Origin of the sequence: Streptococcus sp. FDAARGOS_192 (genome assembly GCF_002073815.2) — a bacterium.
In the GTDB taxonomy this organism is placed as follows: domain Bacteria; phylum Bacillota; class Bacilli; order Lactobacillales; family Streptococcaceae; genus Streptococcus; species Streptococcus salivarius_H.
Window position 1 is genome coordinate 1,709,772 of sequence record NZ_CP020431.2, and the last position, 20,735, is coordinate 1,730,506.

20 protein-coding genes and 1 tRNA gene are annotated in these 20,735 nt (G+C 40.2%); 1 reads left to right on the plus strand and 20 read right to left on the minus strand.

Annotated features, from left to right (window positions below):
* Nucleotides 1-47 precede the first annotated feature (47 nt).
* From thrC to treP, 7 genes are all read right to left on the minus strand, one after another.
* Nucleotides 48-1,532 carry a threonine synthase gene (gene thrC, locus A6J31_RS08750; RefSeq protein WP_080610985.1) on the minus strand — a complete coding sequence of 495 codons (1,485 nt, stop codon included), beginning with the start codon at nt 1,530-1,532 and terminating at the stop codon, nt 48-50.
* 159 nt (nt 1,533-1,691) lie between these two features.
* Entirely contained in the window at nt 1,692-2,669 is a 978-nt protein-coding gene (locus A6J31_RS08755; protein ID WP_080610986.1) for a hypothetical protein, read from the minus strand.
* A 25-nt stretch (nt 2,670-2,694) separates the two neighbouring features.
* The gene (locus A6J31_RS08760) at nt 2,695-3,540 is read right to left on the minus strand and encodes a hypothetical protein (RefSeq protein ID WP_080610987.1); all 846 of its coding nucleotides are present in this window, start codon (nt 3,538-3,540) and stop codon (nt 2,695-2,697) included.
* Nucleotides 3,541-3,700: 160 nt separating this feature from the next.
* Nucleotides 3,701-6,289 carry a bifunctional acetaldehyde-CoA/alcohol dehydrogenase gene (adhE, locus tag A6J31_RS08765; RefSeq protein WP_080610989.1) on the minus strand — a complete coding sequence of 863 codons (2,589 nt, stop codon included), beginning with the start codon at nt 6,287-6,289 and terminating at the stop codon, nt 3,701-3,703.
* A gap of 139 nt (nt 6,290-6,428) precedes the next feature.
* A complete protein-coding gene (locus tag A6J31_RS08770) occupies nt 6,429-8,324 on the minus strand; it encodes a M13 family metallopeptidase (RefSeq protein WP_080610991.1) in 1,896 nt (631 codons plus the stop codon).
* A gap of 81 nt (nt 8,325-8,405) precedes the next feature.
* Complete coding sequence (gene treC, locus A6J31_RS08775; RefSeq protein ID WP_080610993.1) at nt 8,406-10,031, minus strand: alpha,alpha-phosphotrehalase; 1,626 nt, start codon at nt 10,029-10,031, stop codon at nt 8,406-8,408.
* 55 nt (nt 10,032-10,086) lie between these two features.
* A complete protein-coding gene (gene treP / locus A6J31_RS08780) occupies nt 10,087-12,036 on the minus strand; it encodes a PTS system trehalose-specific EIIBC component (RefSeq protein ID WP_080610995.1) in 1,950 nt (649 codons plus the stop codon).
* A gap of 156 nt (nt 12,037-12,192) precedes the next feature.
* Here treP and treR point away from each other — a divergent pair, with 156 nt between their 5' ends.
* Nucleotides 12,193-12,903 carry a trehalose operon repressor gene (gene treR / locus A6J31_RS08785; RefSeq protein WP_080610997.1) on the plus strand — a complete coding sequence of 237 codons (711 nt, stop codon included), beginning with the start codon at nt 12,193-12,195 and terminating at the stop codon, nt 12,901-12,903.
* A gap of 53 nt (nt 12,904-12,956) precedes the next feature.
* Here the strand turns inward: treR and A6J31_RS08790 are convergent, their stop codons facing one another.
* The 13 genes from A6J31_RS08790 to A6J31_RS08850 form a co-directional block, all read right to left on the minus strand.
* Nucleotides 12,957-13,517 (minus strand): TIGR01440 family protein, encoded by a 561-nt coding sequence (locus A6J31_RS08790; RefSeq protein WP_014635136.1) that lies wholly within the window; start codon nt 13,515-13,517, stop codon nt 12,957-12,959.
* 15 nt (nt 13,518-13,532) lie between these two features.
* Nucleotides 13,533-13,871: a hypothetical protein gene (locus A6J31_RS08795; RefSeq protein WP_080610999.1), complete on the minus strand. Its 339-nt coding sequence runs from the start codon at nt 13,869-13,871 to the stop codon at nt 13,533-13,535.
* A gap of 32 nt (nt 13,872-13,903) precedes the next feature.
* A complete protein-coding gene (locus tag A6J31_RS08800) occupies nt 13,904-14,260 on the minus strand; it encodes a hypothetical protein (RefSeq protein WP_002892073.1) in 357 nt (118 codons plus the stop codon).
* A 290-nt stretch (nt 14,261-14,550) separates the two neighbouring features.
* Nucleotides 14,551-15,432 carry a class II fructose-bisphosphate aldolase gene (locus tag A6J31_RS08805; RefSeq protein WP_080611001.1) on the minus strand — a complete coding sequence of 294 codons (882 nt, stop codon included), beginning with the start codon at nt 15,430-15,432 and terminating at the stop codon, nt 14,551-14,553.
* A gap of 145 nt (nt 15,433-15,577) precedes the next feature.
* Nucleotides 15,578-15,663: transfer RNA gene (locus tag A6J31_RS08810), tRNA-Leu, on the minus strand.
* 192 nt (nt 15,664-15,855) lie between these two features.
* Nucleotides 15,856-17,151, minus strand: coding sequence for a gamma-glutamylcysteine synthetase (locus A6J31_RS08815; protein ID WP_080611003.1), 1,296 nt, complete (start codon nt 17,149-17,151; stop codon nt 15,856-15,858).
* 249 nt (nt 17,152-17,400) lie between these two features.
* Nucleotides 17,401-17,787, minus strand: a complete 387-nt coding sequence (gene rplQ / locus A6J31_RS08820; RefSeq protein ID WP_002885709.1) for a 50S ribosomal protein L17 — start codon at nt 17,785-17,787, stop codon at nt 17,401-17,403.
* A gap of 17 nt (nt 17,788-17,804) precedes the next feature.
* Complete coding sequence (locus tag A6J31_RS08825) at nt 17,805-18,743, minus strand: DNA-directed RNA polymerase subunit alpha (RefSeq protein ID WP_002887046.1); 939 nt, start codon at nt 18,741-18,743, stop codon at nt 17,805-17,807.
* Nucleotides 18,744-18,791: 48 nt separating this feature from the next.
* Entirely contained in the window at nt 18,792-19,175 is a 384-nt protein-coding gene (gene rpsK, locus A6J31_RS08830; protein WP_002885718.1) for a 30S ribosomal protein S11, read from the minus strand.
* A gap of 26 nt (nt 19,176-19,201) precedes the next feature.
* Complete coding sequence (rpsM, locus tag A6J31_RS08835) at nt 19,202-19,567, minus strand: 30S ribosomal protein S13 (protein ID WP_002885820.1); 366 nt, start codon at nt 19,565-19,567, stop codon at nt 19,202-19,204.
* A gap of 17 nt (nt 19,568-19,584) precedes the next feature.
* On the minus strand, nt 19,585-19,701 hold the full coding sequence (rpmJ, locus tag A6J31_RS08840) for a 50S ribosomal protein L36 (RefSeq protein WP_000868345.1): 117 nt from the start codon (nt 19,699-19,701) through the stop codon (nt 19,585-19,587).
* Nucleotides 19,702-19,726: 25 nt separating this feature from the next.
* Nucleotides 19,727-19,945 carry a translation initiation factor IF-1 gene (infA, locus tag A6J31_RS08845; RefSeq protein WP_001040189.1) on the minus strand — a complete coding sequence of 73 codons (219 nt, stop codon included), beginning with the start codon at nt 19,943-19,945 and terminating at the stop codon, nt 19,727-19,729.
* Nucleotides 19,946-20,062: 117 nt separating this feature from the next.
* Nucleotides 20,063-20,701, minus strand: a complete 639-nt coding sequence (locus A6J31_RS08850; protein ID WP_021144709.1) for an adenylate kinase — start codon at nt 20,699-20,701, stop codon at nt 20,063-20,065.
* Between the last annotated feature and the right edge of the window lie 34 nt (nt 20,702-20,735).

Sequence of the window (20,735 nt, forward strand, 5' to 3'; positions counted from 1 at the left end):
ATATTGATAAAAATAGGGCTGATTTCTCAGCTCCTATTTTTTTATTCTTATACACCAAGATATCTTTCAACTGCTTTTTGCATATCAGCTGCCGCAACAACTGTTTTATGGCGAACTTCCGCATGTTCAAGTCCATCTACAGCAGCTGGGATAGCTACACCTGAAAGTTGGTGCAAATCTTCTACTGCTTTGAAATCATCCCCACTGTCTTTACCAGTGACAGCTGAAATAGCCACACGTGGGAATTTGTATGGGCTAGCTGTTGAAGCGATAACTGTAGGGGTGTGGTCATCTGTCTTTTGAACATATGCTTCGTAAACAGCTGAGGCAACCGCTGTATGAGGATCTTCGATATACTTGTTTTCATCATAGACACGTTTGATTTCAGCAGCTGTTTCATCCTCAGTTGCAAAACCTGCTACAAACAAATCAAGAATATCTTTATCTGCACCAGCCAAAGTATACTCGCCCTTAGTCACAAGTGCATCCATGAGCTCTTTAGTCTTAGCAGCATCATTACCAAGAAGGTGGAAAATCAAGCGTTCCAAGTTAGAAGATACCAAGATATCCATAGAAGGACTTGTCGTTACCTTGAAGTCACGTTTCTTGTCATAAGTACCCGTTGCGAAGAAGTCTGTGAGGACGTTATTTTCATTAGAGGCACAGATTAATTTGCCAACCGGAACACCAATCTGACGTGCATAATAAGCCGCCAAGATATTACCAAAGTTTCCTGTTGGTACTGTGAAGTTAACCTTATCTCCGTTTTGGATATGACCTGCCTTAACCAACTGCGCATAGGCATATACATAGTAAACCACTTGTGGTACCAAACGACCGACGTTCATTGAGTTAGCTGATGAGAATTGCGTATGATGAGCCAACAATTTCTCACGCAAGTCAACATCATTAAACATACGTTTCACATCGGTTTGGGCATCATCAAAGTTACCATCAATGGCAATAACGTGAGTGTTAGCTCCTGTTTGAGTGGTCATTTGCAATTCTTGGATTTTTGAAACACCGTCTTTTGGATAAAAGACAATAATTTCAGTTCCAGGAACATCTGCAAAACCAGCCATAGCAGCCTTACCAGTATCACCTGATGTCGCTGTCAAGATAACAATCTTATTATCAACACCTTGCTTTTTAGCTGATGTTGTTAGCAAGTAAGGCAAGATTGAAAGGGCCATATCTTTGAAAGCGATAGTAGAACCATGGAAAAGTTCAAGGTTGTAGTGGTTCTTAAGTTTAACTACTGGTGCAATAGCAGCTGTATCAAACTTGTCGTCATAAGCATTTGTGATACAGTAATCTAATTCCTCTTCCGTAAAATCATCCAAGAAAGCTGACAAGACCAATTTAGCAACTTCTTGGTAAGAAGCGTCTTTCAATTGATCAAAATCCAAAGCAACCTCAGGTGTTGACAATGGTGTGAACAAGCCACCATCTGTTGCCAAACCTTGAAGAATAGCTTGACTAGCAGTTACTTTATTATTTTCGTCACGTGTTGATTGGTATACAAGTGTCATGGTAAATCCTCTTTTTAGATAGTGTGTGGCTCTATTGTAGCATAATTGTCAGAATATTTCTACACGTATTGTGACTTGTGAGAAAATCATTCGGATATCACCTTATTCTCTTCCCTCAACGACATGAAAAAATCCGGAATAGCGATTCCGGATGTCATTTTAAAATTTATCTTTGGTGTCATTCTTAGTTGAGAAAGTAATATCTTTTGATTTACCATCACCACTAAGCGTTACTTTCTTGTCTTTTTTAGTAACTTTTAGCTCTTGACCTTTTTTAACATTGAGACCATCGATATCAACATCTTTGTTGACAGAAGTAACAGTCATCTTATGCCCCAAGCGACTAACCTTCCCTTTGAAAAGGGTTGTTGTTGTTTCGCCTGTCTTCGAATCATACTTTTGACCATTATCTTTCGCAGCTTTTTCAAGAGCTTCATCAAGTTCTTTTTCTATGGTTTCCTCACTATAATAGTTTTCAAAGGAATCTCCATAGAAGGCTTTAAATAAATCTCCAAAGGCTGAGAAGGACTTCTGAACCCTCTCACGATAGTCCTTGATATAGGTTTTCTTATCAAAAGTATAGCTAGCAGTCACCTTGGCATTGCTACCCTTTACTTTCATGGTTACAGCAGTATCTTTAAAGTACTTTTCAAGCTCCTTACTATCCAAGTCTGTCAAACTTTCAGACATGCTTGAGCTATACTCTCTACCTAGAGAACTACTGTACCATTTGCCATCAATATTACCTGTCACATAACGGTAAGTCATAAAGCCACCGATACATAAGAAGACAAGGACTACTGCTGACAAAACTGAGACTAGGATGCGTTTTTTCTTTTTGGGATCCATTGGTTTTTTAGGAGCCAAATTTGCCATAGCTGCTTGTCCTTCTGGAAAAGGAACTGTAGAAGGTGCAGTTGCTGTTACTACTGGTGCCGTTTCAGTTGGTAGAGGACTAGTACTTGTCTCGACGATTTCTGCCTCAACCTTAATAGGTTCAGTAGTAACTGTATCTTCAGTTTTAGCCGGTGCTTCATTAACAAACTCCCCAGCTTTCAAAGCATCCGCCATTTCCTGAACACTCGGCTTACGTCCGTTTACCGTTTCAAAATAGTCCAACCATTCTGCTCTTGTCATTTATCTTCCCCTTTAATTTCCTTTTTTATTTATTTTTTGTAAAGCTAATGTCACCAAATTCACTGTGTGCCTTGATAGTAAAACCTTCATTGTTAGGCGTATAATCTAAGACATCACCTTTTTTAAAAGCATCTGAATCTCCAGCCTTATCCACAGTGATTGTTTGCTCCCAACGGTTAATATCACCCGCGAAAGCAGTTGTTGTGACACGACCGGTTTTGGCATCATAGGTATAACTCTTTGGAAGTTCTTTCTTCACTGTCTCATCAAACTGTTTATAGTAGTCTTTTTCTGACAATGAATAACTATCAAAAACCTCCGAGAACTCCTCACCGTACTGACCTTTCAATTCAGTAACTCTACTTTTGTAAGCCTGATAAAGACCTTTACGATTGTAAACAAAGCTCACTTTTAAGTGAGCCTTATTGTCAGTAATGCTCATTGCTGTATTGATATCGGTGATAAGATCTTGACCTTGTGGTAAAGCATTACTAACTTTATTCTTAGTAGTAGCAGTGTCTTTCAGAGTGGCTAACATTTTCTCACTAAAGGTTGGGCTTGTCCAATCGCCCTCAATGCTTGCAGCTCGATAACGGTATCCCATCACGAGACAAACAATCAAAAGTATGGTGAGTATCGCTGCAATCACACCTGATACCATCCCCACAATATTCTTCGAGGTTACTGGCTCCTTTGATTCTTTTACTTGTTGACTAGGATTGAATTGAACACTCACCATCCTATCAGCATTAAACTCTTTAAACTTATTAGTCGCTCTATTCCCTGCTGTAGAAGCCATTGGTGGCCTCAATTCATGAGGCTTGAGAGGATGTGCTGTTTCACCCAAACTAAGCCCTTCTTCTTTTGTCATAGGAATCTCCTTATCTTGCTGTAAGGTTATTATAACAATTCTTAAAGCGTTTTTCTATCTTATTCGGGAAAGTCCTTTATTTTTAATTTGGATAAACACTCTAATATAGAGGATTTCTAGCAAAAAAAGTAGCCCTTATAGAGCTACTTTTGTCTATCGCTTACCCTTTGTAATCAAAGGCAATTTCGATAATTTCTTTCAATTCTGAAATAAGTGGTTCTTTCGGATTAGCTGTTGTACATTGGTCTTCATAAGCGTGTTCGGCCAAAGTATAGGCAGTGTCTTGAAGAAGTTTCTTAGTGACACCTTGTCCCTTCCAGTTCATGTCAATACCAACGGCAACACCCAATTCGTATACTTTTTGTGCCAAAACTTCAACCAATTCAGCATCTGATTGTTTGTCAGTACCCCATCCCATGAAACGAGCGATATCTGCGTAATCTTTGTCTGCACGGAAGTAGTCATATTTAGGGAACATAGCGTGTTTTTGAGGATCACGACCATTGTAACGGATAACGTGAGGCATCAAAATCGCATTAGTACGTCCGTGTGGAATGTCAAACATAGGGCCAACCTTGTGAGCGAGTGAGTGGTTGATACCAAGGAAGGCGTTGGCAAAGGCCATACCAGCCATTGTTGATGCATTATGCATTTTTTCACGTGATTCTTCATCACCAAAGCGGTAAGAATGTTCGAGATTTTCAAAAACAAGTTTAATCGCTTGAAGTGAAAGTCCACGTGTATAGTCGCTAGCCATGACTGATACATAAGATTCAATGGCGTGAGTCAAAACGTCCATACCTGTATCAGCTGTAACGCTAGCAGGCACACTCATAACCAAAGCAGGGTCAACGATAGCAATGTCCGGAGTCAAAGCATAATCTGCCAATGGGTACTTGATATGAGTTTCACTATCAGTGATAACCGCGAATGACGTTACCTCTGAACCCGTACCTGAAGTTGTTGGGATACAGATAAATGTTGTCTTCTGAGCGTAAGGAATCTTGTAAGTACGTTTACGGATATCCAAGAATTTTTGTTTAGCGCCGAAGAAGCTTACATCTGGGTGTTCAAAGAACATCCACATAGCCTTAGCAGCATCCATTGCAGAACCACCACCAAGAGCGATGATAACATCTGGTTGGAAGTCTACAAAGCGTTCCAAACCTTTGTAAACCGTATTCGTAGATGGGTTTGGCTCAACATCTGAGAAAACATCTACTGCTAGTCTGTGGCGGTTAAGTTCCAATTGGCGTTTAACCAAGTCAGCGTAACCAAACTGAACCATACCAGGGTCACAAACCAACATCACGCGCTCAGCTTCAATGTGACGCAAGTAAGTTATTGAATCTTTTTCGAAGAAGATTTTTGGTGGGACGCGAAACCATTGCATGTTATTGCGACGCTTTGACAATGTTTTGACATTCAAGAGATCAAATGAGCTAACATTGTGTGACACTGAGTTATGACCGTGTGAACCACAACCAAGAGTCAATGATGGAATCATGTTATTGTAGATATTACCGATACCACCTTCAGCTGATGGGCTATTTACCAAGACACGGCAGGCTTTCATGCGGATACCATATTGGAGTTGGAGCTCTTCATTTTCAGTGTGGATAACAGCTGTGTGTCCAAGACCACCCAAATTGAGCATGCCTTCTGCTTTTTTGAAACCATCTTCAACGCCGTCAGATTTGATAAGAGCAAGTACTGGAGACAATTTTTCCAAGGCAAGTGGGTGTTCCATTGTTGCATCTGGAATTTCTGCCAAAAGCAATTTTGTACCTGCAGGAACTTTAAGACCAGCTTTTTCAGCAATTTCAATAGCTGAGTGACCTACAATGGCACCATTTACAGCTGTACGCGCTTCATTAAGAACGACTTTTTCCAATTTAGCAATGTCAGCTTTTTTAGAAATGATGACACATTGATGTGCTTCAAATTCAGCCTTAACTTCGTCATAGATAGCTGCATCAACGATAGCTGCTTGTTCAGAAGCACAAATCATACCATTATCAAAAGTCTTTGAAACGATGATATCGTTGACAGCACGTTTAACCTTAGCATCAGCAGCAATATAAGATGGGACGTTTCCGGCTCCTACACCAAGCGCTGGTTTACCAGTTGAATAAGCAGCCTTAACCATACCAGGTCCACCAGTCGCAAGTACTGTGGCGATCTTAGGATGGTTCATCAAAAGACCAGTTGCTTCGATAGATGGCTCTTCAATCCACTGGATGCAGTCCTTAGGTGCACCTGCTTCAATAGCTGCATCACGGACGATACGAGCTGCCTCTGCAGATGATTTCTGAGCTGATGGGTGGAAGGCAAAAATGATAGAGTTACGTGTCTTAAGAGCAATAAGTGCTTTGAAAATGGTTGTTGAAGTTGGGTTAGTTGTTGGTGTAACCCCACAGATAACACCGACCGGCTCAGCAATAGAAACCAAGCCTTGTTCTTTATCTTCAGCAATAACGCCTACAGTTTTGTCATATTTAATACTATTCCAAATGTATTCAGAAGCATACATGTTCTTGATGGCTTTATCTTCATAAATACCGCGCCCTGTTTCATCAACGGCCAATTTAGCCAAATACATGTGTTTATCTAGGGCAGCAATCGCAGCTTGGTGAACAATATGGTCCACTTGCTCCTGCGTAAAGTTAGCCATAGCATCAAGGGCTTCAACACCCTTTGTTGCCAATTCATCAATTACTGTTTGAACATCTTTAGTTTGTTTAGTCATATGAAACTCCTTTGAATACTTGTTAAAAACTTCACAAGCTTTAACACAAGTATATTATAGCGTTTTCTAGTCGTTATGTAAACCCTTACAACGACAAAAATAAAGAAATCCATCCATTTTTGGACAGATTTCATCATTATTACCAAATAATCACACGATCTTCTGGGGCACGCCACATGCCATCGCCTTCTTTGACATCAAATTCCTTGTGGAATTCGTCGAAGTTGCTCACGATAACATTGGTGCGCCATTTAGCTGGAGCATGCACATCCACGCTAGCTAACATTTGCATGTATTCTTCACGTGCTTTCATACGCCAGATTGTCGCAAAATTAACAAAGAACTCACGAACTGAAAAATCCTTATCTCGTTTAGCGGCCTCTAAGGCACAGGCTACACCACCGAGGTCAGCAACATTCTCAGAAACAGTCAATTTACCATTGACCTTGGCACCATAAGAGTCCAAGCCCTCAAACTGATCCACAATCTTGTCAGTACGTTCCTTAAAGGCTGCATAGTCTTCTTCAGTCCACCAGTTCTTAAGACTACCATTCTCATCAAAGGAAGCTCCGTTTGTATCAAAGGCATGGGAAATCTCGTGAGCAATGACAGCACCAATACCACCGTAGTTGGCTGATGACGATTGGTGAAGGTCATAGAAAGGTGCTTGAAGGATAGCTGCTGGGAAAACAATTTGGTTCTGCTGTGGATCATAGTAAGCATTAACCATGTGGGCAGGCATATGCCACTCACTACGATCAACAGGTTGATTCCACTTGCTCCAACTATGTGCAACTGAAATTTCGACTAACTTCTGTGCATTCTCAACAAGTGACAAGTTCTCATCAATAATCTTCTTATCATATGTCTCAGGTAGTTTTTCTGGATAACCGATATGAGGTGTGATGACATTGAGTTTCGTAATAGCCTTTTCACGTGTCTCAGGAGCCAACCAATCTGCTGTTTGAAGGCGTGATTTATAAACATCAATCATAGTTGCCACCTTCGCTTCAACATCTGCTTTTGCTTCTGGAGAGAATTTTTCACCTGCATACCAAAGTCCAAGAGCCTGATTGTAAGGTCCTTGTGCCAAATAGTAGGCTCCTTTTTTCTTGTCCCAGGCTTGTGGTGTTCCTGAAAGCGCACGACCATATTTTCCAAATAGAACACGAAGTTCGTCTGTCAAATAGGCATTCCAAATTGTCGTAGCATCGATAAGTAGGCTCGCCTTAAGTAGCTCCCAATTATCTTCTGAATAATATTCTGCCGCAAATTCTGTCCAGAAGCGCTCTTCAGGAACGATAACTTTATCAGGAACTTGTCCCAAGATTTCTGTGAAGATGTTATCAAGTGGGAGTTCCGGTGCTAGCTTGGTAAAGTCTTCCCAATCATATGGGTGGTAGAGTTCCACATACTCGGAAGATTCTTCACTCGAAAGGACATACTTAGCCAACTTAGCATCAAGGGCGATAACCTTGTCCAAGATATCTTTGATTTCTTCAGCTGTAAAGCCATATTTCTCAAGGAGTTCTTCTTCCATTTCACGCCAAATTCCTAAAAGCTCCTTGCCCTTCTCATTATCCTCAGTGTAATAGGTTGTATCAGGTAAAATAATACTTGGCGCTGCTGCCCAGAGGACATTTAATTGAGCATTCATAAAGTCTGGAGATACACCGAATGGGAACGCATTAGGTTTACCAGACATCTCGTACTCAGCAATTTTCGAAGCAAATTCTGAGAATGAGGAAAGCTTCTTGTATTCTTCAATCCAAGGTTTAACAGGCTCGATACCCAATGCCTCACGTTTGTCAAAGTCCGCAGCCATACGGTGAAACTTAATGAAGTTTTGTAGAATAGCATTGTCTGGAATATTCTCTCCTGCCAACCACTGATCCGTCGTTTCAAGCATAAGGTCTTCAATTTCATCTGCTAAATCTGAGAAACCACCTGTACGTGGCTTATCATCGGGAATCACTGCTGTTTTTTCCCACTCACCATTAATCGCATGGTAAAAATCATCTTGTAAGCGTGTCATTACACTTCCTCCATCAACATTAAAAGTGCTTTCATTATAACAAAATTCCCCAGCAAAAGCATTTACTGAGGAAAGTTTGGCTTATTTTACTAAGATTGCTAGGGTTTGATAAGGCTTAAAACTTACCTTTTCAGCAAGCTCTGCATCGTCATAGTTTGACAAGAGCACGCACCCTGACTGGTATTCTGCTGGAATCTCCACTTCAGCTTCGCTTCCATAGAAATTATTGAGTACCAAGAGTTTTTGACCGTCTAAATGACGCTCAAAGGCGTAGACTTCTTGACTATCTTCAAGTGCTGGCTGATAGCTGCCTTCTGAAATAATTGGCATTTCTTTACGCAAGCGAATCAATTCTTTATAGAATTTAAAGATTGGTCCGTCGATTTCATTTTCAACGTTGATGTCTTTGTAAGATTTACCAGCTTTCAACCATGGAGTGCCTGTTGAAAAACCTGCATTTTCAGAAGCATCCCATTGCATTGGTGTACGAGAATTATCGCGTGATTTGGCTTGGATAATCTTAAAGGCTTGCTCCGGTGACTTGCCTTGATCCAAAAGCATCTGGTAGGCATTGATGGATTCGACATCCACATAATCTGCCATCGAATCATAGTCTGGATCAATCATGCCAATCTCTTCGCCCATGTAGATATACGGAGTTCCACGTGACAAGTGAATGCTAGCTGCTAGCATGGTCGCTCCTTCATTACGGAAGTTCTTGATATCTACAAAGCGATTCAAGGCACGAGGTTGGTCATGGTTATTCCAGAAAAGGGCACTCCAACCACCACGTTCACTCATTTCCTTGCCCCAAGTATGATAGAGACGTTTGAGCTCTTCAAAATCAAATGGAGTAATGGTCCATTTTTGACCATCTTCATAGTCGACTTTAAGATGATGGAAGTTAAAGGCCATAGACAACTCGTGGCGCTCCGGTGCTGAATAGAGAACACAGTTATCAATCGTTGTCGATGACATCTCTCCAACTGTCATAAAACTATCGTCAGCGCCAAAAGTCGCTTCATTCATCATGTGAAGATAGTCATGGACAATAGGTTTATCTGTATAAGCTGGTTTCCCTTCATTTTCAGGGCAATCCACCAAGACTTCATCTTTCCCAATCAAATTAATCACATCGAAACGGAAGCCTTTGACGCCCTTGTCCCGCCAGAAGTTGACCACCTTAAACAACTCCTTACGGACATTGGGATTACGCCAATTGAGGTCTGCCTGTGTTTCATCAAAGAGGTGAAGATAGTATTTCCCTGTATCTCCAAAAGGAGCCCAGGCAGAACCACCAAATTTAGATAACCAATCGGTTGGTTGGTCCTGAATGAAGAAGAAATCTTGGTAATACTTATCCCCAGCCAATGCTTTTTGGAACCACTCATGCTCCGTTGAGCAATGGTTAAGCACCATGTCTAGCATGAAGTCAATCTTGTGCTCTTTCCCGACACGTACCATTTCTTCAAAGTCAGCCATATCCCCAAAGACAGGGTTGACAGCTGTGTAGTCTGAAATATCGTAGCCATTGTCACGTTGTGGGCTTGGATAGAAAGGATTGAGCCAAACCATATCCACGCCCAACTCTGCTAGATAAGGAATCTTTTCGATGATGCCTTTGAAATCACCGATCCCATTCCCTGTTGTATCCTTATATGATTTTGGATAAATTTGGTAAACAACCTTTGTTTTATCTAATGCCATTTGTTTAACCTCTTTTTTATCAAAGGGCGGACCGTAACGTCTCCACACCCTTCACTTATTTTGTTCGATGAGCAATCATGAGAACATCGCCACGTTTGATATCACGTGGAAGATCCCCTTCTACATCTGCTTGGAAATCATCTTGATTGGTCACGATGACAGGTGTTTCTGTCACTAGACCAGCTTCTTTGATAACATCCATATCAAAGCTAATCAATTGCTGACCAACAACAACTTTATCACCTTGGACAACATGAGCTTCAAAACCTTGCCCATCAAGACTAACCGTATCCATACCGATGTGCATTAGCATTTCAACACCTTCTTCAGAAACGATACCTACGGCGTGCTTAGTTGGGAAGAGTACTGTCACTGTACCATTCACTGGTGAAACCAATTCGCCTTGACTTGGTTCGATGACAACACCTTGTCCCATTACACCTGATGAAAAGACTGGGTCTGTGGCTTGGCTAAGTGGTTTAACTTGGCCAGCAAGTGGACTAACAACCTCTGCTGATTCAACAAGAACCGTTGGTTGTACCAAACCTTCTGAAGCTTCTTTAAGAGCTTCTTGTGCGTGCCCATCTTCCTCTGTTTTCGTTAAAAATCCAGTTTTGTGGAAGAGGAATGTCAATACCATAGCAACTACAATATCGACAATCATGATAATCGCAAAGATTGCCCAATATTGAGGTTTAATTGAGAGGATTGCTGGAAGACCACCGATACCAATAGAGTTTGCTTGAACTCCAAAAACCGCTGAAAGCAAGCCTGACAAGGCAGACGCAGACATACCTGCTACTAATGGATAGACATACTTAACGTTAACACCAAAAAGTGCTGGTTCAGTAACACCAAGATAAGCTGAAATAGTTGCCGGAAGTGAAATTTGTGCTTCACGTTCATCGTGACGTTTAATAAAGTAGTAAGCAAATACTGCTGAACCCTGTGCAATGTTAGAGAGAGCAATCATTGGCCATAAACCAGTACCACCAGCAGTACGCACCAACTCAAGGTCAATCGCATTAGTCATATGGTGAAGACCAGTGATAACAAATGGTGCATAGATGGCACCAAAGATTGCACCGAAGAGCCATTTAACAGGACCAGTCAAACCGGCCAATACCACACCTGAGATAAGGCCTCCAAGCCACCAACCAATTGGACCAAGAACAGCGTAAGAAAGGATAACTGCTGGAACCAATGACAAGAGTGGTACAAAAATCATTGAGATAACTTCTGGAATGTATTTACGCCAGAAAATTTCAAGGTAAGCAAGTGTTAAACCAGCCAAGAGGGCAGGAATAACTTGTCCTTGGTAACCAACTTTTTCAAAACCAAGGATAAAGTGTGGAATATCTCCTGCAGCCTTGTGAGCCGCATATTCATAGGCACTAAGCAAGCTAGGATGAACCAAGCAAATCCCAAGTACAATACCAAGAATTTGACTTGTCCCCATCTTACGAGAGACAGACCATGTGATACCTACTGGCAAGAAACCAAAGATAGCACCACTGATGACTGAAACAATTTCATTAACACCTTCCCAGAATTTCGAGACCTCAACAATTGTTTTACCACCTAGATTACTGAATTGGATACTACCCAAGACATTTTGCAGACCAAGAAGAAGCCCCCCAACAATCAAAGCTGGAATAATAGGCGTAAAGATCTCCGCTAAGGTTGTCATAACACGCTGAACTGGATTTTGGTTGCTCTTAGCAGCTGATTTAGCAGCTTCTTTAGAAACACCTTCAATCCCTGATACGGCAGTGAAATCGTTATAAAAGATTGGTACATCATTACCAATGATAACTTGAAATTGACCTGCATTGGTGAAAGTCCCCTTAACAGCAAGAATGGCTTCGATTGTTTTCACATCTGCCTTCTTGTCATCACCAAGAACGAAACGCATACGCGTCGCACAGTGAGTAACAGCAGTCACATTTTCTTTACCACCGATTGCAGCAAGCAGATCTTTGGCTTCTTGTTCAAATTTACCCATTTGAATCTCCTTTTCTTTTTTGACAATATCTGATTGACTTGATAAACTGATTGTAAACGATTGCAAATTTGTCTGTAAGTGTTCTGGTGTTTTTTTAACATATTTTTGTAAAAAAACATCGGTTGTATGTTTTTTTACCTACAAATGAGGAGAAAGATGAAAAAATATCAGATTATTTATAAGGATTTAGAAAAAGCTATCCATGAGCAAAAGTATCAAGTGGGAGACTTTCTCCCCACCGAGCAAGAACTGGTTCAATCTTACCAGGTTAGTCGAGACACTATACGAAAAGCATTAACCTTACTCGTTGAAGAAGGATTGGTCAAAAAGATTCATGGCTCTGGCTCTCAGGTTATTAACCAGGAACAAATCAACTTTCCTGTGTCTGACCTCACTAGTTACCAGGAGCTAATAGAACAACAAGGCCTTAATTCGCAAACCAACGTTATTTCTCTGGATAAAATCATTGTTGATTCAAAACTCTCAGAAAGAACTGGTTTTTCTAATAGCCGACAGGTTTGGCGTGTTGTTCGTCAAAGAGTCGTTGATAGCTGTGCCTCTGTTATAGATATTGATTACCTAGATGCAAGCCTTGTTCCTCAACTAAACCGTAGCATTGCTGAATACTCTATTTACGACTACATTGAGAATCTGCTCAACCTTAGCATTTCCCACGCCTTTAAAGAAATCACTATCGATAATGCTACCGATCAGGATAAGATTCTTATCGACCTAGGTAAGGACCAGCACGTTGTCTGTGTCCGTTCAAAAGTTTATTTAAACAATGGAAAACAGTTCCAATTTACGGAAAGTCGCCACAAACTTGAAAAATTCAAATTTGTTGATTATGCCAAGCGCCATCATTAAAACGAAAAGCCCAGCTAACAGAAAAAGTATCGGACATTCTTGTCCGATACTTTTTAGTTTTTACGGATAGGATCTGCTAGATACTCTGCACGAGCTCCACCAATTAATTTAGGACGACTCGCCAAAGCAGTCACATGAGCACCACCTAATTCTGGAGTAATAGGACGAAGAGGAACTTGGACCCTCTTCACATGCATACCAATAGATGTATCCCCAATATCAATACCAGCCTGAGCGACAATTTCCTCCACCTCAACAGGATCCTTCATATAGTCGAAAGCAGCCAGCTGACCACTTCCCCCAGCGTGCAAGGTTGGAAGAACATTCACAATTTCCAAATCTTTAGCCATGGCAAGCTCACGCTCAACAACCAAAGCACGATTCAAATGTTCACAGCCCTGAACAGCCAAGTAAATCCCTTTAGCTTCCAAAACCTCAAGAATAGTTTTCACAATTCGTTGACCAATTTCACGGCTAGAGGCTTTTCCGATAGTCCCACCAGCAACCTCACTGGAAGATAACCCCAAAACAAAGATAGCTCCTCGCCCAATAGCGGAACGTTCAACAATATCTTCTACAAGCACACGTGTCTTCTCTTCTAAATCTAGCAACATCACAACAGCCCCCCTTTAGACAACAGCTGTATTCAGGATTCGCACAATAAGATAGTACAGAATCACAAAAAAGATAAGGAAAAATGCCCCTAATAATAATAACTGCCTACGGCGTTTCTTACTTAGATCCCAGGAGAAACCAAATCCCATCAAAAAAGGACCAACACTATAACTTAGCATAAACCATAAATCTACGCGTGCTATATGCCAAAAAGAAGAAATAAAGGCCACCAAACCAATTAAGGATAAAATCCAAGAAAAGTCCCAACGATCTGGTTTAGCAAAAGCCAAGCCTATTAAGAAGCAGCCCAAGGCAGGCATGATAATAAATGATAGGGTCATAAAATAAAACATGCCATTATTATAGCATGTTTTACAGATTCATGTTAGTGGCGGTTAATAACACCATAAGCAATAGTGAATGCAATAGCAGCAATACCTACAACGATTGCCATGACAGCCCAGAAAATAGTCATCGCACGGCGTCCCTTGCGATTGTTGAAAGGAAGTCCCCAACCAATCATGATAACACCTAGCAATCCAAGCCAAATTTTATAAGTGATAACAATCGCCGCATCAAAATAGGCAAAAGCAACCAAACCTAAACCTAGCAAAGAAATCAAATAAGACCACTTACCCTTCAAAAATGAAGGCAAGGCCCAACCAAATAACACTAAACCTAGTAGAGCAAGAGCTCCACCACCAAAAAATACAGGTACAATATAATTATCAAACATATTCATATTATAGCATATCTTAAAAAGTTAGGAAATAGAATCTATCAACCAAAGCCATATCCACTCTTTAAAATTTGTTTACTCTCAATCATAGATTAATTGGCAGATACTAACTATTTATTTTGGTACAAAAAAACAAGACCCAGAAAGGACCTTGTTTTAATAAGCTAATTAAGCTTTGTTTGCGCTACTTCTATAATCAAAACGAACTGAAATTTAGAAATCGGGGGCAAAACATAAGAAAAAGGCTTGCCCACATTGGACAAACCCTTTATTTTCAAGCTTATATAGTCTAATTAAGCTTTGTTTGCTGAACCGAATACGTCGATACGTTCTTCAACAGCTTCTGTAATAGCTTCGAAACCTGGTTTCAAGAATTTACGTGGGTCGAAGAGTTTCTTCTTGTCGTATTCTGCTTCATTTGCTTCGTATTCAGCAACAAATTTACGTGTTGCGTTAGCAAATGCGATTTGACATTCAGTGTTAACGTTAACTTTAGCAACACCAAGTTTGATAGCTTCTTGGATTTGATCATCAGGAATACCTGATCCACCGTGCAATACGATTGGGAAGTTAGGAACAGCTTCTGTCAATTTTTGCAAGTGGTCAAGGTGAAGTCCGCTCCAGTTTTCTGGGTAAGGACCGTGGATGTTACCGATACCTGCTGCAAGGAAGTCGATACCAGTTGCAACCATAGCTTTAGCATCTTCGATTGGTGCCAATTCACCATCACCGATGATACCATCTTCTTCACCACCGATTGTACCAACTTCAGCTTCAACTGATACACCGTTAGCGTGTGCAAATTCAACAACTTTAGCTGCTTTTTCAAGGTTTTCTTCAACTGGAAGGTGTGAACCGTCAAACATAACTGAAGTGTAACCTACACGGATACATTCCAAAGCATCATCGTAGTGACCGTGGTCAAGGTGAATAGCAACTGGTACAGTGATACCCATTGATTCAACCAATTCTTCGATAAGAACTTTACACAATTTGTAACCACCCATGTACTTAGCTGCACCCATAGAAGTTTGGATAAGTACTGGAGCTTGTTTAGCTTCTGCTGCACGCAAGATAGCTTGAGTCCACTCAAGGTTGTTTGTGTTAAATCCACCAACTGCGTAACCATTATCACGAGCTGCTTGGACAAATTTTTCTGCTGAAACGATTGCCATTATAAAGGCCTCCTATATTTTTTTGGGTTTGAACCCGTTTACAAGTTTATTCTATCACAATTAGACTCAAAAAACTAGCTTTTCTACAATTTGTAAGCGTTTTGATTTTTTAATACAAAAAAACCAGTCATCTGACTGGTTACTCTGCGGAAAGAGGGACTTGAACCCTCACGACCTAAAGCGGTCACAGGATCCTTAGTCCTGCGCGTCTGCCAATTCCGCCATTTCCGCTAACAACATTAGTTATTATATCAAGATTGACAACTCGTGTCAATAGTTTTTTTGAAAGTTTTTTATAACTTTCTCTTGTCTCTTTCGAAACAACTACTATATAATACCATTTATTGTTTACTGACGTCAATACTTTTTTGCCTTTTTTTAAATTTTTTAGCAAAAGTTATCTATTATATCTTTTATCAAATGTTAAGCTAAACTCTTATTCAGTTTATCTAATTTCTCTCTAAGGGGAGCTAAGTAAACTTCTTCTCCAAAACCACGCGATTTTAAGCCATCCTCAGCACAAGCCAATAACGATTCTGTCAAAGGTAAAATCATTTTGAGGCCTGTAGCAGAAATATCTTTTTTCGAAAATAAACGACGAATTCTAGGAAAATCATAGTCAAATGCTTCAAAAAAAGGTGAGTCATTCAAAATATTTTCCAGCTTTTCCAAATTGACTAAAAGACCAAGGTGAAAGGCTGCTGGTGCAAAGGTTGATGAGAAAGGTTGAGTACAAACACTGCGAAACTCAATCGTCCCTCGCGTCGTTAAATCTTGGAATTGATAAGAACGGTGAGTCTTAAAATCTTCCTCACTTGGCTCAATAGTGACTACTTCGCCATGAATAGAGTGTGCTTTGACAGATGACGTACTTAGATAGTCTTTAGCACGTATTGGTTCAAAATAGTAGGTTTCATCACCACGCTTAGCAGTAAAAATGGCTGTCTCAGACAAGTAAGAAAAATAGTCATCTTCGCTCTTAAACACCTTGGGAAATACCCCTGCATTTTCCTCAAACACACCATGCATGGAATTCTCCCAGAAAACATCACGAGAAAGCGCTAAATCCCAATCAGAACCCCAAAATTCAGAGTTTGCCAATAATACTGCCTTGGGTCCCTCTATTTGATTAAAAGCATTTAAAACCCTTAAATAGGACGTTTTTGAAACATCTAACTGTACCTGACTCCCACAGATGAAAGAACCATATTCTGGATAATCATGAAAGAAAGGATCCTTCTTTGCTTTAGATAGCTCGAGAAAATCCATAAGCATCTCATAACGAGGAGATTTAACAGGTCTGTTGTCATTTTTTTCCCAGTTTGGATTCACTCCCCAACCTTGCAACTCATGATTATGATTCTGAAGATAAGGTTGGATTATACCGAGGTAAGTATCCAAACGTTCCTCTACCTCAGAGATTCTTTCAGCCTTTGCAAAAGCAAACTCAATCGTATTGTAAGAGACCTCAAAAAGAATCATATCTCCAGAAGCTTTATCAATAAGCTGAATAGGATTGTTATCAGAATCATACTTATCAGCTTGAAAATCAAAATTATCCATGAGATAGACTAGTAACTGTTTTGTAAGAGAGACATCTGTCGCATTACCACTCAAATTAACGACAGGGTATTCCAACTCAATCCCCACAAATAATTCAGGTTGCTCCTTAATTGGCTCATAGTACCTTTGCTTAAGCAGTTCCTTGGCTGTTGTCAAAATAATGTCCCCCTTTTTGAAATAAGCTTATTCCATTATATCAAAATATTCAGACGATTTATAGCCCAAAAAAACGCCTGCTTACGAAAAATAACAGTATTACCTTTCGTAAACAAGCGTTACATGCTTATTTATTCCCATTTTTATGATGAGTGTTCCCGCTAGGCTTTTGCCCAGCGGTAGACCAGAGCTAGACTAAGAAAAGCTAAGCTATTCCATCATCATAACACTCAACAAAATTGATAAAAATTAAACAAGTTCGATGATTGCCATTGGGGCAGCATCGCCACGACGTGGTTCTGTTTTAAGGATACGAGTGTATCCACCGTTACGTTCAGCATAACGAGGTGCGATTTCTGAGAAAAGTTTTTGAAGAGCAGTTGTTGATGTATATTTATCAGTTGCTTCATCATAGCTTTCAGATGCAATTTCGTTACGTACAAATGCAGCTGCTTGACGACGTGCGTGCAAATCACCACGTTTACCAAGAGTGATCATTTTTTCAACTGTTTTACGGATTTCTTTAGCACGTGCTTCAGTTGTAACGATTGCTTCGTTAATGATAAGATCTGTAGTCAAATCACGAAGAACCGCTTTACGTTGTGAGCTTGTGCGTCCAAGTTTACGGTAAGCCATGTTATCCTCCTATATTATTATTTATCGTTTTTGAGTCCAAGTCCAAGATCAGCCAACTTAACTTTGACTTCTTCAAGAGATTTACGACCTAGGTTACGGACTTTCATCATTTCAGGCTCAGTTTTTTCTGTCAAATCATGAACGGTATTAATACCGGCACGTTTCAAACAGTTATATGAGCGTACAGACAAATCAAGTTCTTCGATGGTACGGTCAAGCACCTTTTCATCGTTCACTTTTTCAGTTTCTTTCATTACATCAGTAGCTTTAGCAACATCAGTAAGGTCAGTAAACAAGTTCAAGTGTTCAATCAAAACGCGAGCCGAGAGACCGAGGGCATCTTCAGGGATGATTGTTCCGTTTGTCATGATTTCGATTGTCAATTTATCAAAACCATCGTTGCTACCTACACGGGCAGGTTCAACTTGATAATTGACTTTTTTCACTGGTGTGTAGATTGAATCTACAGCCAATGTTCCCACTGGTGCATCATCTTTCTTGTTTTCATCTGCTGGAACATAACCACGGTTTGTAGCTACTGTCATAGTCGCTTTCAAAGAAGCTCCTTCAGCGATAGTGAAAAGATAATGATCAGGGTTAACAATTTCAATGTCGCTATCAGTCAAGATATCTCCAGCAGTAACTTCAGCTGGACCTTGAACATCAAGTTCAATTGTTTTTTCGTCTTCGACGTAAGATTTTACAGCAAGTCCTTTAATATTAAGGATGATTTGCATCACGTCTTCACGGACGCCTGGTACGGTATCAAATTCGTGGAGTACTCCATCAATCTTAATTGATGTTACGGCAGCACCTGGAAGTGATGACAAAAGTACACGACGAAGAGAGTTACCCAAAGTTGTACCATAACCACGTTCTAGTGGTTCGATGACAAATTTGCCGTAATCTTTATTTTCATCAATTTTTGTTATTATTGGTTTTTCAAACTCAATCATTTATTATACTCCCTCGAAACGAACCTTGTGTACTATTGTTATTAAAGATTACACACGACGACGTTTTGGAGGACGACAACCATTATGTGGTACAGGTGTTACATCACGGATTGCTGTTACTTCAAGACCTGCAGCAGCAAGAGCACGGATAGCAGACTCACGACCTGAACCAGGACCTTTAACAGTTACTTCAACTGTTTTAAGACCATGTTCTTGTGCAGATTTAGCAGCAGCTTCTGAAGCCATTTGTGCAGCAAATGGTGTAGATTTACGAGAACCTTTGAAACCAAGAGCACCAGCTGATGACCATGCTACAGCGTTACCATGCACATCTGTAATCATAACAATAGTGTTATTGAAAGTAGCGTGAATGTGAGCAATACCAGATTCGATATTCTTTTTCACACGACGTTTACGTGTTGGTTTAGCCAATGTTTTTACCTCCTATTTTATTTTAATTATTTTTTCTTACCTGCAATCGCAACAGCTTTACCTTTACGAGTGCGGGCATTGTTTTTAGTGTTTTGTCCACGGACAGGAAGTCCACGACGGTGACGGATACCACGGTATGAACCGATTTCCATCAAACGTTTGATGTTAAGGTTAACTTCACGACGAAGGTCACCTTCAACTTTGATTGCATCCACTTCGCGACGGATAGCGTCTTCTTGATCGTTTGTCAAATCTTTAACGCGGATGTCTTCAGAAACACCTGCAGCAGCCAAGATTTTCTTAGATGTTGCAAGTCCGATACCGTATACGTAAGTAAGTGAAATTACTACACGTTTATCGTTTGGAATGTCAACTCCAGCAATACGAGCCATGATTTCTCCTTTCTATATTATCCTTGACGTTGTTTGTGTTTTGGATTTGTTGGACAAATTACCATAACACGACCGTTACGACGAATAACTTTACAGTATTCGCAAATTGGTTTAACCGATGGTCTTACCTTCATGTTTCAATCCCTCCAATTATTTCGATTATTTAAAGCGGTATGTGATGCGTCCACGTGTCAAATCATAAGGACTCATTTCAACAGTCACACGGTCACCGACCAAAATACGAATGTAGTTTTTACGGATTTTACCAGAAACTGTCGCCAAAATTTGGTGTCCATTTTCCAATTCAACAGTAAACATAGCATTAGGCATAGTTTCTACAACTTTACCTTCAATTTCAATCACGTCTTCTTTTGCCACGCAAAAGTACCCCCTAAAATTTCGATTTGATTTCCTCTGAGCACAGAGGTAACAATTATAAGTCAGACTAAAGTATTATAACATGCTTAAGTCTGATACGCAAGTAAGATTATATAATTATTTAATTGCTGCAATCGCTTTTTTAACATCAGCGAATACATCGTCGATATCTTGGTTACCTTGAATATCAGATACAAGACCAAGCTCACGGTAATGTGCAATAATTGGCTCACCTTGAGCAATATTCACATCCAAGCGGCGTTTCACTGTTTCTGGTTTGTCATCTTCACGTTGGTAATAGTCTTCTTCCTTGTAGTCAGCTGGTGGGTTGAATACTTTATGGTAAGTTTCACCTGTTTCGCGGTGAATAATACGACCACTCAAGCGTTCAAGAAGGCAAGATGGATCCACTTCGATATTGATTACTCCATCAAGCTCCAAACCAAGATCAACCAAGATTTGATCCAAGGCATGAGCTTGTTCGATTGTGCGAGGAAAACCATCCAAAAGGAATCCTTTTTCCTTAATGTCGTCTTGAGCCAAACGCTCTTTAACGATTCCGTTTGTTACTTCATCTGGTACCAATTCACCTTTATCGATGAATGATTTGGCCAAAACACCCATTTCAGTTTGGTTAGCCATAGCAGCACGGAACATATCACCAGTTGAGATGTGAGCTACACCAAATTCTTCAACAATTTTTGCAGCTTGAGTCCCTTTACCAGCACCTGGTAGACCCATAATTAAAAGATTCATCTTACGAACTCCTTATTTTTGTTTTCAAATAACT